A 13,370-nucleotide genomic window follows, 5' to 3' on the forward strand; every position below is an offset into this window, starting at 1 on the left:
CATCACCGCCGATGAGTGCGCATTCTACAGCATTCCCCCATCCATGCAACCACTTTTTTAGGGGTTTATCTTCAAGTGCTTATGTTTTAGGCTAAAATTCATATAAACATTTGATTTTATTTATTTAATTATTTTCACCCTTTTAGGTAAGCTAAAATCATTTTTGATAATTCGTTTTTAAGTTGTTGTTCTTCAATCAGAAAATCATTATTGCTGACATAGCGCATCATGGTAAATAAGGTGCTATTAATGATGACAAAGGATTTATGTTTTAAAGTTTCAAAGTCCCAGTCCCGATAAAAATGGTTAAACACATACAAACCGACTTCAAAAAAATGTTGTTCTAAAATCTGAGCGGCTTTTGAATGGTTATAATCATGCCAATGCTTCAACACTTCGATAAAAAAGCCTTGATCAGCTTTCATCATGTCAAAACCAAATTGAATACTCAACGGGATGATTTCTTCTATGCTGAGGTGCTCTTGTGCCACGACTAGTTGTTTTAATGCTTGTCCTAGATTTTCACTTTTGCGTAGGAGTAATTCCTGAACTATTTGCTCTTTATTTTCAAAATACTGATAAATTGACCCCACACTAATACCTGAACGCTCGGCGATCTTAGGAGTGGTAAGTTGCATCAATCCATATTCGGCAATACACAGTTGCGTTGCCTGTAAAACGGTATCGACCAGATAAATTGCGCGTTGTTGTTGCGGTTGTTTTCTCATGATTGCCGCTCTTAAATATGCGAATTGAATACGAATAATTATTCGTATTAGAGTTTGATTAAACAATAATCAGGCGAAAACCACAATGCAGAATTCCACACCTTCCAGATTATCTTCTTTTGAGCAAATGTCAGAAAAAAACTGGTTAAGTCGGATCTTATCGCAGATCAATAAACGCCCAGTTCAACCTAGCTTTGAAGAATACTCCGCCCTTAACCAAGCCTTAACGTCTGGTGATCATGAGATGGATCAAGTAATTGTCTGGATGATGAAAAACCCACGTTTGCATCGTCAATATTTTGAAACGGCGCTATTTCATGGAGTTGAACAGCTTCCAGAAGTTGTCCCAGAACTTGAGCATTTTTTTGTTCACGTCACACAAGCGCCTGTATGGCTAGAGCAGGACAAGATCGATGAAGCACTACGCTTCACCCATAAATTAGGTATCAATAATGGTTTCATTCTTCGGGATTTATCGCTCATGGCGGGTTATTTATATCCTGGATTTAATCAACCTTTGATGCTGACAGGTGCTTTAAAAAAACAGGCTGGTACACGTTTGGCAGAAACGACCAAATGGTGGGTCGATATTACTGAACCCAATAGCTTGAAACGCTTTAATGCAGGTTTTACTTCAACTATTTATGTGCGATTTATTCATGCATTGGTCCGTCATCAGTTGGGTAAATCAGAGCGTTGGGATGCCAATACCTGGGGCTTGCCCATTAATCAGTTTGATCTAGCCATGACCAATATTGCTTTTAGTGGTGTGGTATTGCTGGGAATCCGAGCACTGGGAATTTTACCTAAAAAACAAGAGACAGAAAATTTCCTACATTTTTGGAAATATATTGGTTGGCTTATGGGAGTTGATGAAAAATGGCTCGTTGAAAAGGAAAGTGACGGCTGGCGATTATTATACTGGATGCAGTTTGCCCATCCTCAATCCGATGATTCCAGTTTTGCGCTCGGACAAAGTTTATCTAAAGAGCCTTTTGAACGGCGTTATCGCTACCTTCGCCCTTTACAGCAAAAGTTAGCGTATAGGCAACATCTGGAAGTTACTCAATTTTTTATTGGGCGTGCTCGCATGCAAAAACTGGGACTGGAACACCGTTCAGCCGCATGGTTTGCCTATTATTTGATTATTCGCAATCTGGTGTTATATACCAGTGCGAAATTTGTGCCCAAACTCGACCAAACTTTACGAGAAAAAGGGCGAAATATTCAAAAACTTGGGTTGGCTTTATATCAAAGTGAATCCAAACAACTGGCCAGTATGCATCAGTAAATACAGAAGAGGGAGTTTAAACTCCCTCTCATCCATTATACTCAGCGTGAAGATGACGAGTTATGCTCATCCATTGGCATATCTTTCATATCCATATGGATAGCATCTTCTTTCGTAGAATCAGACTGCATCTGATGCTGCATTTGCATCTGTTTTTGTTTGTGACTTGGCATATAGTCAGGCTCATTGTTCAATGCCAAATAGAAAACCACCATGAATAAAAAGGCTAAAATAATCGCGATGATCAATAATTTCCAGCCCCAAATAGATTTCTCAGGTGAGAGTTTTTCACGCATGGGCTTACTCCATAAAAATTAAAAAATGTTTAAATTTAGAAGATCAGAATTTCATACTGACACGCGCCCAGTAGTTACGACCAATATTATTAAACTGTTCATTGGCTGCATAACCAAACAAAGCCGCACCAGATTTATTCAAGTGTTCGCTATAGGCTTTATCGAGCAGGTTATCAATCCCTACTGAAATGTCGAGTGAATCACTGTATTGATAAGTTGCATTAATAGCTAGGGTAGAGAAACCTTTACTCTTACTCATGTCATATCCCACCACATTACCTTCATTCAGGCTGATACGATTTTGTTCAGCAACGGCGCGCCACAATAAACCTAAACTATATTTTTCCTGAACATAGCGCAGATTTAAACGTCCTTCCAGAGGTGCAATTTGGGGTAAGGGCTTATTGTCCGTTGTGTTCTCACCCCACGCATACATGGCTGAAATATCCGCCTGAAGATGGTCATTAAATTTATAACCGATTCCCGCTTCTGCACCAGCAATGGTTGCGTCAACATTCCGTGCCAATGGATACATCTGACTTGAATTAGAACTGTTGTATTTCACCAAAATAAAGTCGTTAATCAGTCCTGCATAAACAGATGCCCATGTATTCCATGCACCATGCTCCTGTTCAAATCCAATATCCAGTTGAGCAGTTTTTTCAGTCTTCAAGTTATTTAAATTATTGACCATTAAATAAGACGACTCACCCATCATATTGGTTGAACCATTCCCATAATCTGTCGCTGTACTATAAAGCTCCCAATAGTCTGGACTGCGCTCAACATAGCCAATTCCTGCATAGGTTTTTAAACCATGTTCAGGGAAATTACTTTCAATACGAATAAAACCACTTGGGTTAGTATCTGTTCGCTGTTGGTCATTTTCCACACTATCGACTTTGACATGATCAAAACGCGCTCCCGCAACCAGTTTATGGTCGGGATTTAAGTGATATGTCCATTCGCTAAATGCACCATAAGATTCGAAACGCAGGTCTCCATCCAAAGCTGGAATTGGATTTGCATCCCGCATATACATATTACCTGCATGTTTGTTGCGCTGTGAATCAACACCAGAAATAACACTAAACTTGTCCCATTCTGTGGTGATAGCTGCTCGAGTATTTAGTGTTCGGCGAGTTACCTCCATCGCCATTGGCATCATGGGTGGCGTACGCATTTTATAATTATCCATGATGTGATCGTTGTAGCTATAGTCAACTTGAGCTTCAACTTTTTTAATCACCTCATTAATATTTTTTTGTTCGGCATGTAAACCCAGACTTTCTCGCTGAAACTGTGTTCCGTCCATGCTACGCCCTGCATACGCGGCTTCGCCATCCCCTTTTCCACCTTTGAGCTCAATCCATGAATCCTGAGTGGGTTTCCAGCCTAGAGCCAAATCAGCATTCCAGCGTTCCCAATTAGAATGTACGCTGTCACCATTGCCATCCTGATAATTATCCGATACCGAACGATTAGCATTAATACGGGCATATTTAGTTTCATCACCAATCGCTGCTTCAACATTATGATCTAATCGTCCATATGAGCCCATTAGAACACTAGCCTGACCACGGTAAGGTTTATCAGCGTTTAAACTTTCAGGTTCTCGATCAAAAATCACGGTAGCCGCAGAACCTGTATTGGCATATTGAACTGTTTGAGGCCCCTTGATTACCGTAATTCGATCATAACTTTCTGGATTAATATAAGACGTTGGTGCATCCATACGGGCAGGACAGGCACCGAGATTTTCTGTGCCATCAGTCAGAATTTTTATGCGTGAACCAAACATGCCACGAAAAGTGACATCGCCATTAGTTCCACCATTCTTAATCGCATTAAAACCCATAATGCTTTGTAGATAATCAGCACCATCGGTCGCTGGAACTGGCTGAATAGGCTGTTTAGGATCAGCTTCAACCATTAATCCATTTGCCCGTTTAGCCTCTTGTGCAGTAACGACAATGGACGCCATTTTTTTGGTTGGAATATTATCTTGCGCATAGGCAAAAGTAGAAGTCGTCGCGATCAGAATCGCAGCCGAAAGTGGCTGTAATAAAAATTGAGTTTGAGTCATGTCTGTTTATCTCAAAACATAAATACGGAGTAGCCTAAACTGAACATAAAGCAGCTTAAGCATGATGGAGTCTTTAAAACTCAAAAGTATTTGGTTATGCGAAAACAGGCGGGGCTCGGCCCTGAGGCAGTAAAAAAAGTCGCTGAAGTACAAAATAAATGTGGCGAAATGCTTGCTGATACGCCAGTAAACGAATTTGAATACGCACCAGAATTTCTTTGACTTCCAGCTCAGGTGGCAATACCAGATTGCCGTAAACGGTACAATACTGACATTGATGATTCAAATCGTGATGGTCATGCCCATGCATGGACTTTGCGGACATTTCATGATGCATATGCTGCATGGCTGAATGCGAAGAATGTTCGGAGGACGACTGTGGTGAGCTAAGCATCAATGCTTGGGTAATAGTTTCACAGACCGGAGCAATTTGATATTGCTTCGGTAGTAACGGTTGTAAAAACACCGCAATCTGTAAAAACACTGCTGTAAAACCAAGCAGTAACCCTATGCGTAACAGCAAAACGTTCGTCTCAACATTTTTTCGTCGGCCAGTATAACAAAGCCCAATCAAAATTGGGCTTTGTTATAGAGTCTGAATTGCAAAATTAGCGTTTTACAGCCACTTTTTCACGTTGACGCACTACTTTTTCAACTTTTTCACGCGCTCTCTGACGTTTTAATGGAGATAAATAATCTACAAATAACTTGCCATTTAAGTGATCCATTTCATGTTGGATACAAACAGCGAGAAGTTCGTCAGCCTCTAACTCAAATGCTTGACCGTCAAGGTTAATTGCCTCAATTTTGACACGTGACGGACGCTCAACTTTATCGTATATTTGAGGCACTGAGAGACAGCCTTCTTCATAAGGCTGAGTTTCTTCGGTAAGTGGGGTAACTTTGGGGTTAATAAATACCATGGGTTGGTCTTTATTTTCAGACAAATCCATGACAATCAGCTGAATATGGCGATCTACTTGTGTTGCAGCCAGTCCAATACCGGGTGCTTCATACATGGTTTCAAACATATCAGCTGCAAGTTGACGAATTTCATCGGTCACTTCTTCAACAGGCTTAGCAATGGTGCGCAGGCGGGGATCTGGGAAACTTAAAATAGGTAATAAGGCCATACGATTATCCTCACTTATACCATTGATCAAAAAACCAATGAAGGAAAAAGCTTCATCAAAAAAATGTGTGTATTGTGATTATTATAACGCAACTACAGACATAATTTTTAGGAATTATGATAATGAAAAAGGTTTTGGACGGCATTCGATCATTTAATGCTTTGGGGTTTAAAAAACAATGTATCGCTGTGGCGATTTGCGCTGGACTTGGCATGACAGGGCTAAGCATGACCCATGCAGCAAGTCCCAACGTGAATCCACCTGCGCTGAGAGCAAGTGCACCTAATGTGTATGTCGTTAAAAAAGGCGATACTTTGTGGGATATTTCAGGAAAATTTCTAGATAAGCCTTGGCGCTGGCCTGAAATTTGGGCAAGCAATAAGCACGTTAAAAATCCCCACTGGATTTACCCTGGAGATCGTTTATTGCTTTGTACACTAGATGGTCGTCCACTTGTGGGGCGCGATGAAGGGGATGGCTGCGAAGGCATTATCCGTCGTTATTCAGGCCGAACCACGTTACAGCCACAAGTTCGTATTGAACAACTGAGCAATAGCATCCCTGTGATCCCACTGGATAATATCAAACAGTGGCTGGATCGTACTGCGATAGTCGCGAGTGATAGTATTGAAAATACACCTTATATTTTAGGTACGGCAGATCAACGGGTATTGGCAGGGAAAGGACAAAGTGTGTATGTGCGTGGCCAAGGTTTAACCTCAGGTCAACGTTATGCAGTGTATCGTAAGGGCGAACCTTATGTATTGACTGATGCAAAAGGCAAAAAACACACGGTTGGCTTGGAACTGCTACAAGTGGCGTCAGGCATCGTGACCCAGAAAGACAATGATATTGCGACGATGGAACTCACTGACAGCTACAATGCTGAAGTTCGTCGTGGCGATCTAGTCATGTTTGAACAGGAAGCCATGTTACCGACTCTATTCTATCCAACTGAAGCCAATCAAGTGACTCAAGGTGGACAGATTATTCGAGTGATGGGCTCGATTGGTTCGGCTGCGAAAAATAGTGTGGTAACGATTGATCGTGGGCGTTTGGATGGTGTTCAATCAGGTCATGTTTTTGCAATCTACCAACAGGGCGAAACTGTTCAGGACCCTAAAACTAAAGAAAAAATTAAATTACCAAACCAGAAGGTCGGTACATTAATGGTGTTTAGGACCTTTGATCAACTAAGCTATGCTTATGTGTTAGAAAGTTCTTTACCTATTAAAGTAGGCGCTGAAATTTTGCCTCCACGTCTTGATGATTAAAAACTTTATCGTATGTTAAAAAAATTAAGTCAGCATCACTACCACACCATTGCAGTGTGGTATTTGCTGCAACATTCTCTTTCAGCGTTTCAAAAAGTCATAAATCATTTTGGTCACTGTGAACGAGCAATGTTGCCCAAGCATTTATCAGAATGGTCACGGTTGGGTTTACATGCAAGCCATCTCAAACGTGTCCAGGAATATCAAACAGATGCTGGTCAGCAGAATTTTGCCAAGCTGATTGATCTCATTCAACAGCACACAGATTTTATTGTTACACCAGAAGATACGTCTTATCCTTCACAGCTATTGCCGTATGAAGACCGTCCACCGATTATTTTTGGCCAGGGTAAAGTCGAAGCGTTACTACAACCTCAAATCGCGATTGTGGGCAGCCGAAAACCAAGTCCTCATGGCCGGCAGGTTGCGTATGATTTTGCTTTTTATTTAAGTGAAAAAGGCTTCTTTATCAGCAGCGGTCTGGCACATGGAGTAGACGAAGCAGCACATCAGGGTGGTTTACAACACCAACGCAGTATCGCTGTGATGGGAACAGGTTTAGATAGCACCTACCCCACGGCAAATCAAAGTTTACGTCAGCAAATTGCACAACATGGTGCAGTAATTACTGAATTTTTACCCCAGACTTTGCCCTTACAGCACAATTTTCCACGACGTAATCGTATTGTCAGTGGTTTAAGCTTGGGGGTGCTGGTCGTGGAAGCGAAACAAAAAAGTGGCTCACTGATTACTGCCAATGAAGCAGCTAAACAAGGAAAGTTAATTTTTGCAATTCCTGGTCATATTTACAGTGAATTTCATCAAGGTTGTCACCAGCTTATTCGTGAAGGTGCGATTTTAATCGATCATCCTGAACAAATCATTGAAGATTTGGCACTCCCAACTCAGTGGCAAATGACACAGCAACCTCAAAATAATCAGACTGAACAAAACATTAATATTCCAGAACATTTAATTAGTTTATATCAACATCTGGATTGGGTAGGACAAGGTTTGGATCAACTAGCACAGAGCTTCAATGGCACAACTGCCGAGCTTACCGCTCAGCTGATGGAGCTAGAGCTTTCAGGATTATGTCTCCAGCAAGCGGGCTTATATCAACGTTGCCGACCAAGCTATTAAAGTTCACAATAGCAAATGTTTTATCAAAGCAGGACATCATGATGCTGACCACCTCCGTTGTAGAAGCGGCACAGAGCTTAAAACAAGGCAATGTGCTTGCCTACCCTACAGAGGCCGTTTGGGGACTAGGCTGTGATCCATTTAATGAACAGGCATTTCATAAAATTCTCTCTCTAAAAAAACGCCCCATCGAAAAAGGGGTCATTTTACTGGCAAGTCATATAGACCAAGTCCGCCCCTTGCTTGAAAGCCTTGACTCAGAAAGACAGAATCAGGTCATTCAAAGTTGGACTAATCGTAGTGTGACTGAACGCGCTACCACATGGCTACTGCCTGTCAACACAACACAAATTCCCCAGTGGATTACAGGAAAACATACTCAAGTTGCTGTAAGAGTGACAACACATACGCTATGTATCGCACTCTGCAATGCTTTTAATGGTTTTATTGTATCTACGAGTGCTAATCCTGCAGGTCTGGAACCAGCCCGCTCACTACAGGAAGCCAGTCATTATTTTGATGTAAATGTCGATTATCTAAATGGTGATCTAGGCTCAAGCCAGCAACCTAGCCGTATTCTTGATGCTATTACTGGAGAGGTTATACGCGCCTAATTCAAGCGATAATAATTATCGTTAATTCCTCTAAGTGAGTTTTGTAGATAACGTTCAAATCATAAGAATTTAATATTTTTAACCCTAAAAAAAACCCAGCCATATAGAATGGCTGGGCATAAAAAAGGATGCTTTTCAACAACATCCAGAGGGTAACTTAAATCTGGTGCATATGGCCTGATTTTAATTTAGGCCACATTTTCAATAGGCGTATTATGGATTAATGTTTTGTTTAATACAAATATATTATTTATCTTATGGAAACCTCAAAAAATGGCATATTATTGTTAATATTTACTTAACAATTAAAATTATCATACTATTTTTATTGATTTTTTGAAAATTTTGACTTAATTGTCATATTTCAAATTTATTTAAAAATCATATAGAAGACACGGCAAAAATTTTTAATCTTAATTTTAGAGGCTTAAACTCTGATGATAAATAGATGATTCAACCTGACTCATCTATTCATCATCATAAAAACATTAAGGAATAAAGGATTTCCCCAATGATGCAGGTAAGTTCATTTGCAATAGTTTTTTATCACGTGAAATCAAGACCAGAACTAAAATCGTAGCCACATACGGCAACGCCGCCAGTAATTCAACAGGCAGATCCAGACCCAACGCTTGCGCATGGAATTGTAAAATGGTGACACCACCAAATAAATAAGCACCGACCATCAATCGTGCAGGTTTCCACACTGCGAATACCACTAGTGCAATGGCAATCCAACCACGGCCTGCTACCATATTTTCAACCCATAATGGCGTATATACTGTTGATAAAAATGCCCCGCCTATTCCAGCCATGGCTCCACCGAACAATATAGCACCGTAACGAATCAACAATACTGGATAACCCATTGCATGTGCTGACTCTGGTGACTCGCCCACCGCTTTAAGCAATAAACCCAGCTTGGTTTTTGCCAAAATCCACCAAATGACAAAAAAAGATAAAATCGATAAATACACCACATAATTTTGGTGAAATAAAATCGGTCCAATAAAAGGGAGCTCCGACAGGACGGGAATATCCAGTGCCTTTAACCCCTCCAAACTGTTGCTGACAAAATGTTGCCCCACAAAAGCGGATAACCCCACACCGAAAATGGTTAACGCAAGCCCACATGCGGCCTGATTAGCTGCGAGCGAAAGTGCCAAAATTGCAAAAATGAGTGCAGCACCCGCCCCTGCAATGGCCCCTGCCAAAAGTCCTGCTGCAGGCCCTAGACCTGTGCTTGCACAAAAAGCAAAACCCGCAATGGCACCAATCAACATCATGCCTTCAACACCCAGATTAATCACCCCTGTTCGCTCTGCAACCAACTCACCCATTCCTGCAAAAATCAGGGGTGTGCCCGCGGCCAGAGTACCCGCTAAAATTGGAACTAAATCAATCATGTCTAACTCCTAAGCTGTTTCAGTGGATGCAATGGAAGATGTATGCTTTTTCATTGTTTTAGACCTGCCAAATCGATAGCGATTTTCGATGAAAGCATCCGCAGCCAATAAGAAAAACAACAACATTCCCTGAAATAACCCTGTAATTGCTGCAGGAAGTTGTAAATTTAGCTGTGCGGTTTCTCCACCAATGTAGAGCAAGGCCATCAAAAATCCTGACAAAACAATCCCGATCGGGTTTAATCGTCCCAAATACGCCACAATAATTGCGGCATAACCATAACCTGGAGAAATATTTGGATTGAGTTGTCCAACCGGACCTGCAACCTCACCAATGCCTGCAATACCAGCCATAAAACCTGAGATCATAAGACTAAACCAGATAGCCTGCTTTGCAGAAAACCCCGAGTAGCGTGCAGCATCAGGTGCTTGACCACCTACTTCGAGCTTATATGCAAGAAAACTGCGTTTACTAAACAGCCAGAATGCCAACACTGCAAAAATGGTCACCCCAATCACAGCATTGATTCGTGTGCCTTCAAATAAAATAGGAAATAAAGTTCCATCGTCGAACATAACCGATTGTGGAAAATTCATGCCTTCGGGATCTTTCCACGGCCCATTAATCAAATACAGTAAAATAAATGTCGCAATATAATTCAGCATTAATGTGGTAAGAGTTTCTTGCGCATTAAAATGAGTTTTTAATAATGCAGGAATAGCCCCCCATAAAGCTCCGCCAAGTGCACCCGCAATCACCATAGAAGGTAAGACCCAAAATGCGGAGATTCCCTGACACGCAATGGCTAAACCACCCCCAAAAATTGCGCCCATGATGAGCTGGCCTTCAGCACCGATATTAAAAATACGGGCTTTAAATCCAATCGATAGGCCTAATGCAATTAAAATTAAGGGACTGGCTTTAATAATCAGCTCACTCCAGCCATACCAACTGGATAAGGGTTCAATAAAGAACACCTGAAAAGCTTCAAGCGGATTTTTCCCTAAAATCATAAATAATAGGCCGCCAATAGAGAACGTAGCCACCAAAGCAATTAAGGGAGAGAGCCACTTCATTAAAATCGATGGATGATCACGCGGTTCGAGTAAATGCATATGTAACCCCAGTTCAAATGATATAGACCTAAGCAGATGCGTCTAAAACGCTTGGGCTTTGCGATTGCCGATGCAATCCAGACATCATCAAACCAATCGTTTCAGCATCGGTTTCATTGACAGATTGAGCTTCACTTAGGCGACCTGCGGCCAGAACAGCAATTCGATCACTGATCTCAAATAATTCTTCCAATTCTTCAGAAATTACAATAATGGCTACACCCTGACGCGACAGATCAATCAGTGTTTGACGAATAAAAGCGGCTGCACCGACATCGACCCCCCAAGTGGGTTGGGCCACCACCATAACTTTAGGCTGTTGCAGGATTTCACGACCTACGATGAATTTTTGTAGGTTGCCACCCGACAAAGAACGCGCGACAGCCGCCGTTCCAGAGGCTTTTACCGCAAATTTCTGAATACAGTCTTGTGCGAAATGACGCGCCTTTTCGTAATTGACCAACCCATAACGCACAAAACCTTGTCGAAATGCGGTCAGTAAAGCATTTTGAGTTAGACTCATCGCGGGAATAGCGCCACGTCCCAAACGCTCTTCAGGCACAAAACCAAAACCCAGTGCGCGGCGCTGTCCCGCATTTAAATGGCCGATCGCTCGTCCCTCTAAGATTACGCAGCCTTTTGCAGTCGTAATTTCACCAGACAAGGCTGTCAGTAGTTCGGCTTGACCATTTCCAGAAATACCTGCAATACCCAGAATCTCTCCTGTTTTCACACTAAGCTGAATATGTTCGAGCGAGGTTCCAAAAATATCAGGTGCCTGAACATTGAGCTGTTTCACTTCAAATATAGGCTTACTCTCGCCCACATAAACAGGATGTTCATAAGCAGGAAGATCACGGCCAATCATCATCTTAGCCAGACTCGCGGTACTTTCCTGTTTAGGAATGGCAGTTCCTGTCACGGTTCCACTCCGTAAAATAGTAGCGCAATCACATAAGCTCTGTATCTCATTGAGTTTATGACTGATATATAAAATTGATACCCCTTCACTGGCTAAACGACGTAACGTTTCAAACAAGATTAATACTGCTTGAGGGGTAAGTACCGAAGTGGGTTCATCCAAAATTAACAATGATGGGTTTTGCAATAAACAACGTACAATTTCAACACGTTGTCGCTCACCAACCGATAAACTATAAACGGTTCTTTTCGGATCAATAGGCAATCCATACTTTTCAGAGACTTCAATGACGCGCTTGGATAATGCGTTTAGATCAAATTTTTCATCTAAGCCCAGTGCAATATTTTCCACTACCGTCAATGTTTCAAATAGAGAAAAATGTTGATACACCATACCAATTCCCAAACGTCGGGCCGCAGCAGGACTTTCAATAGTGACAGAGCGACCATTCCAGACAATCTCTCCTTCATCGGCCTTCACTGCCCCATAAATAATTTTCATCAGGGTACTTTTGCCTGCACCGTTTTCACCCAATACTGCATGGATTTCACCGGGTGCGACCTGTAAATTAATATGGTCGTTGGCCACTAAACTGCCATACTGTTTCGTTATATTGATCAACTCCAGACGATTTTTCTGCAAGATAGGTACAGGTCTGCTGGTGGTCATATTCACGTCTGGATCAACAGAGATTTTATCGGTAGGTAAAGCCATCAGGTCATCTCTTTAACTCATGTGATTAGAATGAAGCAAGGGACATGCCATGCTGCAATCATTTTATTTTGTGAATAATATTTAAATAAAAAATCTGTTTAGTGACTTAATTCAGTCCAAAACCCTTGATGTGCTTGCGCTGCTTCTTCACTCAAACACGGCCCAATGACCCTTATTTCGCGTTGTCCACTAGCAAATACCTGACGACAAGGTAAAGATAACGTCGGGTTTTCTGGGTGATTCCCTGTAATTTCGAGAAGTTGTGTTTCACTCATGCCATAGACGACCCGACCAATACCTGTCCAATAAATCGCACCAGAACACATCGCACAGGGTTCAGCATTGGTATATAAAGTACAATTACGCAACTTTTCCAATGACAAAAGTCGTGCGGCCTGCCCTGCTGCAACAGTTTCAGCATGACGGGTGGGATCACCCGTCGGAGGCAATGAATTATTGCCTGCCTCAGTCACAACCTCGCCTTGCGCATTCACCACAATTGCGGCAAAAGGATGTAAACCTTGCAATTTAGTTTGTTCTGCCAATTCAAACGTTTTTCTTAGAAAAAACAGATCTTGCGTTGTTGCCTGATCATTTAATGTCATTTTGATGTCTCTTTTAATTCAATAACGATTGATCATAAAGAC

13 protein-coding genes are annotated in these 13,370 nt (G+C 41.6%); 4 read left to right on the forward strand and 9 right to left on the reverse strand.

Features of this window, described 5'->3' with window-relative positions; all coding sequences use genetic code 11:
- Positions 1-134: 134 nt before the first annotated feature.
- Positions 135-728, reverse strand: coding sequence for a TetR/AcrR family transcriptional regulator (locus tag IAE20_RS16050; protein ID WP_200461861.1), 594 nt, complete (start codon positions 726-728; stop codon positions 135-137).
- Positions 729-813: 85 nt separating this feature from the next.
- On the opposite strand from IAE20_RS16050, the gene IAE20_RS16055 reads away from it, so the two are divergent.
- Positions 814-2,019: an oxygenase MpaB family protein gene (locus tag IAE20_RS16055; RefSeq protein WP_200461862.1), complete on the forward strand. Its 1,206-nt coding sequence runs from the start codon at positions 814-816 to the stop codon at positions 2,017-2,019.
- 41 nt (positions 2,020-2,060) lie between these two features.
- Here IAE20_RS16055 and IAE20_RS16060 read toward each other — a convergent pair whose 3' ends face one another.
- From IAE20_RS16060 to def, 4 genes are all read right to left on the reverse strand, one after another.
- Entirely contained in the window at positions 2,061-2,315 is a 255-nt protein-coding gene (locus IAE20_RS16060) for a hypothetical protein (protein WP_200482899.1), read from the reverse strand.
- A gap of 43 nt (positions 2,316-2,358) precedes the next feature.
- On the reverse strand, positions 2,359-4,401 hold the full coding sequence (locus IAE20_RS16065) for a TonB-dependent copper receptor (protein WP_200482898.1): 2,043 nt from the start codon (positions 4,399-4,401) through the stop codon (positions 2,359-2,361).
- 94 nt (positions 4,402-4,495) lie between these two features.
- Complete coding sequence (locus IAE20_RS16070) at positions 4,496-4,924, reverse strand: DUF2946 family protein (RefSeq protein ID WP_413784505.1); 429 nt, start codon at positions 4,922-4,924, stop codon at positions 4,496-4,498.
- Between the two features lie 85 nt (positions 4,925-5,009).
- The gene (def, locus tag IAE20_RS16075) at positions 5,010-5,534 is read right to left on the reverse strand and encodes a peptide deformylase (protein WP_004985572.1); all 525 of its coding nucleotides are present in this window, start codon (positions 5,532-5,534) and stop codon (positions 5,010-5,012) included.
- 122 nt (positions 5,535-5,656) lie between these two features.
- Between def and IAE20_RS16080 the strand changes: the two genes are divergently transcribed.
- From IAE20_RS16080 to IAE20_RS16090, 3 genes are read left to right on the forward strand one after another with little or no spacing between them, the layout of a single operon-like run.
- Positions 5,657-6,808 (forward strand): LysM peptidoglycan-binding domain-containing protein, encoded by a 1,152-nt coding sequence (locus IAE20_RS16080; protein WP_200461865.1) that lies wholly within the window; start codon positions 5,657-5,659, stop codon positions 6,806-6,808.
- A 12-nt stretch (positions 6,809-6,820) separates the two neighbouring features.
- Positions 6,821-7,951, forward strand: coding sequence for a DNA-processing protein DprA (dprA, locus tag IAE20_RS16085; protein WP_200482897.1), 1,131 nt, complete (start codon positions 6,821-6,823; stop codon positions 7,949-7,951).
- Between the two features lie 41 nt (positions 7,952-7,992).
- Positions 7,993-8,565: an L-threonylcarbamoyladenylate synthase gene (locus tag IAE20_RS16090; protein ID WP_200482900.1), complete on the forward strand. Its 573-nt coding sequence runs from the start codon at positions 7,993-7,995 to the stop codon at positions 8,563-8,565.
- A 488-nt stretch (positions 8,566-9,053) separates the two neighbouring features.
- Here IAE20_RS16090 and IAE20_RS16095 read toward each other — a convergent pair whose 3' ends face one another.
- The 4 genes from IAE20_RS16095 to IAE20_RS16110 form a co-directional block, all read right to left on the reverse strand.
- Entirely contained in the window at positions 9,054-9,971 is a 918-nt protein-coding gene (locus IAE20_RS16095; RefSeq protein WP_200482896.1) for an ABC transporter permease, read from the reverse strand.
- 9 nt (positions 9,972-9,980) lie between these two features.
- On the reverse strand, positions 9,981-11,087 hold the full coding sequence (locus tag IAE20_RS16100) for an ABC transporter permease (protein ID WP_200482895.1): 1,107 nt from the start codon (positions 11,085-11,087) through the stop codon (positions 9,981-9,983).
- 28 nt (positions 11,088-11,115) lie between these two features.
- Positions 11,116-12,723 carry an ABC transporter ATP-binding protein gene (locus tag IAE20_RS16105; RefSeq protein ID WP_200482894.1) on the reverse strand — a complete coding sequence of 536 codons (1,608 nt, stop codon included), beginning with the start codon at positions 12,721-12,723 and terminating at the stop codon, positions 11,116-11,118.
- Positions 12,724-12,821: 98 nt separating this feature from the next.
- Positions 12,822-13,328 carry a nucleoside deaminase gene (locus tag IAE20_RS16110; RefSeq protein ID WP_200482893.1) on the reverse strand — a complete coding sequence of 169 codons (507 nt, stop codon included), beginning with the start codon at positions 13,326-13,328 and terminating at the stop codon, positions 12,822-12,824.
- Positions 13,329-13,370 lie beyond the last annotated feature (42 nt).

This window comes from Acinetobacter sp. S54, assembly GCF_016624945.1.
Classification (GTDB): Bacteria; Pseudomonadota; Gammaproteobacteria; order Pseudomonadales; family Moraxellaceae; genus Acinetobacter.